Origin of the sequence: Vibrio sp. 661 (assembly GCF_033339315.1) — a bacterium.
In the GTDB taxonomy this organism is placed as follows: Bacteria; Pseudomonadota; Gammaproteobacteria; order Enterobacterales; family Vibrionaceae; genus Vibrio; species Vibrio alginolyticus.
Genome location: NZ_JAWOUJ010000125.1, coordinates 1 through 1074, shown reverse-complemented (window position 1 = coordinate 1074; position 1074 = coordinate 1). Strand labels below are relative to the sequence as shown.

1 protein-coding gene is annotated in these 1074 nt (G+C 38.5%); it reads right to left on the bottom strand.

Going from position 1 to position 1074, the window contains the following annotated elements; all coding sequences use genetic code 11:
• Positions 1-82: 82 nt before the first annotated feature.
• Positions 83-739, bottom strand: coding sequence for a quinolone resistance pentapeptide repeat protein QnrVC5 (locus R7P69_RS25150; RefSeq protein ID WP_000361705.1), 657 nt, complete (start codon positions 737-739; stop codon positions 83-85).
• Positions 740-1074: the final 335 nt, after the last annotated feature.

Here is a 1074-nt window from a genome sequence, read left to right as displayed (position 1 = left end):
AGCGGCTCATTGGGACTGGAAACGCCACGCGTTGACAGTCCCTCTTGAGGCGTTTGTTATGTGTGTGTTCAAACCATCAAATTTAGTCAGGAACTACTATTAAACCTAATTGCTCTAAAAGTTGTTCTTGCTGCCACGAACAGATTTTTACACCTGTAAGGTCAACTTTCCGAGGGTCTAAACCATACAACTCCGAGTGGCTCAAATCACAACCTTGCAACCTACACTGGCTCCAACACCCTTCAGAAAATACTCCCCGACTTAAATCAGACTCTTTAAATGATGCACCACTCAGATTTGCGCCAATCCATCTATTCTCAAACAAATCACACTTTTCGATACACTGCCTTTCAAAGTTGGCGTATGAAAGATTACAACCTGTTATATAAGCTGAACAAAAATACATTCTGTTCGATACCTGATTCATGAAGCTAGCTTGAGAAAAATTGGCACCCTTTAAATCGCATTCTCTGAACTCGATACCAAAACAATTTGCACCTTTGAAATACGACATTGAAAGACTGCAGTTTTTAAAAGATGCATCTCTAAGATCCGAGTAAGAAAAATCACACCCCTCTAATTCACCTCGTTCAATGAAAGAACAATCTACAAATTGTGTATCGCGGAGGTTCGCTCGTTTAAAGGAACAGCAGAAAAATTTGCAATTTTTAAAATACTGACCACTCATGTCTTGATGTGAAAAGTCTGCTTGTACATATAACTGGTCTGTTTTATCCATTTTCTAGCCCTCTTTCTATTTGAGTCGAAGACTAACATTTACCAACCAGTTCTCAAGAAAAATAAACACCTTAAAAACAGCAACTTACAACCACTTAAAATCGCAAAAATAAGGCGCCAAATTGACGCTCTAAGGCACCGTTTTTTAATTCACCCATGCCGCATGGCTAGAAAAAAGTTTTGATTAATCATGGCGCTTGCAAGAAAAACACATAACGCTTTCTATACGGCGAAAAGCCGTATTTCTACTCAGATCTAAGCTCATTTAATCTTTCATGGTCAACATAAATTCAAAGACTTAAAGATAAATTCGGCATGTTAGGTGGTAACATGTCG

Coding starts and splice junctions, on each gene's coding strand:
- R7P69_RS25150 (WP_000361705.1), bottom strand. CDS start 739: ATGGATAAAACAGACCAGTTATATGTACAAGCAGACTTTTCACATCAA.